Genomic DNA, 1,506 nt, shown 5'->3' with positions numbered 1-1,506 from the left:
CGTCCGCCCCGCCGAGTTCCTGGAGCGCGCCGAGGAGACCGGCAGCCGCCTGTGCATCGTCGCCGCCGAGAAGATGGAGACCGCGCAGTCGCTCTCGCGCGTGCGCGACATGTTCACCCAGGCCGGCCACTCCGACATGGTCATCCTCGCGCTGGGCGGCCCGTTCGTGGCCGACCCGTCGCTCGCCCGCGCGGGCGGCTGCAATGGCGTGATCTCCGGAGCCGAGTCCGGCCTGCGTCTCGTGGCAAAGGTCGCGGCCGACCTCCTCGGCGTGAGGGGGTCGTAGCGGCCGTGCCGCAGGTCAGCGAACAGGTCCGCTACGCCGAGGCGCTCGCGCGCCAAGGCGCCATCTGGCCGGCGGTCGACGCCTGCTGGCAGGCGCTCCGGCTCGACCCGCACGACCCGCTCGCGCTGTCGCTCGTCGCCGAGCTCATGCTGTCCGGCGACTTCTACGACGAGGCCATCGACGCCGCGGCCCGCGCCATCGAGCTCGACCCCGACTGCTCGCCGGCGTACCTCGCGCTCGGCCTGGCGTACGACCGGCACGGCGGCATGTGGGACCAGTCGATCCTCGTGTGGCAGGAGCTCGCCGAGGTCGTCCCCGACCTGGTCACCGCCCACGTCCAGTTCGGCGAGGCGCTCGCGGTCTCCGGCTTCGACGAGGAGGCCATCGACGCGTGGCGCCGCGCGCTCGAGCTCGACCCTGCCGAGGCGCGCGCCATGTACAACCTCGCCGTCGCCGCCCTCAAGCGCGAGGGCATGGCCACCGCGCTGCCCGGCTTCCGCAAGGCCGGCGAGCTGGACCCGAGCCAGGATGAGCTGTTCTTCGCGCTGGCCGGCATCGTCGACGACGGCAACCCCGCGCCCGACCCGGCCGACGTGCTGCCGGACCGCAACTCGCGGCTGTGGGCCGCCGGCGCGCTCGCCTACGAGGAGGACATGATCTCGGCCGCCGAGCTCGTGCGCCTCATCCTCGACCAGAATCCCGACGACGCCGAGGCGCTCGCCACGGCCGCGTATTGCTACCTGAAGCAGGAGGCCGTCAACGAGGCCATCGCGTGCGCGATGCGCTCGCTGGCCGTCAACGGCAAGACCAAGACCGCCATCTACTGCCTCGGCGTGTCGTTCGCCAAGCGCCCGGGCCTCAACAAGCACGCCAGCCGCGTCTTCACCGCGCTCGCGAAGTCGGCGCCGGGCCAGGCGCTGCCGCACGTCATGCTCGCCGAGACACTCCTCGGCTTGCAGAAGTACGGCCAGGCGAAGCAGTCGTACCGCACGGCGCTCGACCTCGACCCCGCGTGCGTGCGCGCGCGGTTCGGGCTCGCGGCCGTGCTCATCACCGAGGGCCGCCACGCCGAGGCGCAGTGGGAGATCCGCCGCGCCGCCTACTACGACACGAAGCGCCAGGGCCTGTTCTGGTCGCTGTGGGACGAGTACGTGGGAGGGGGGTCGTAGGGGATGCCCACCAAGAAGGGCGGTCCGCGCACGCGTCGCGGCGGCGAGGGC

1 protein-coding gene is annotated in these 1,506 nt (G+C 72.8%); it reads left to right on the top strand.

Going from position 1 to position 1,506, the window contains the following annotated elements:
- The first annotated feature begins 291 nt into the window (after positions 1-291).
- Positions 292-1,455 carry a tetratricopeptide repeat protein gene (locus FDZ70_10540; protein TLM66321.1) on the top strand — a complete coding sequence of 388 codons (1,164 nt, stop codon included), beginning with the start codon at positions 292-294 and terminating at the stop codon, positions 1,453-1,455.
- Positions 1,456-1,506: the final 51 nt, after the last annotated feature.

The sequence above is a fragment of the Actinomycetota bacterium genome (assembly GCA_005774595.1).
Classification (GTDB): Bacteria; Actinomycetota; Coriobacteriia; order Anaerosomatales; family D1FN1-002; genus D1FN1-002.
Note: the sequence above shows the minus strand (reverse complement) of the source record. Positions and strands in the feature narration are given on the sequence as shown.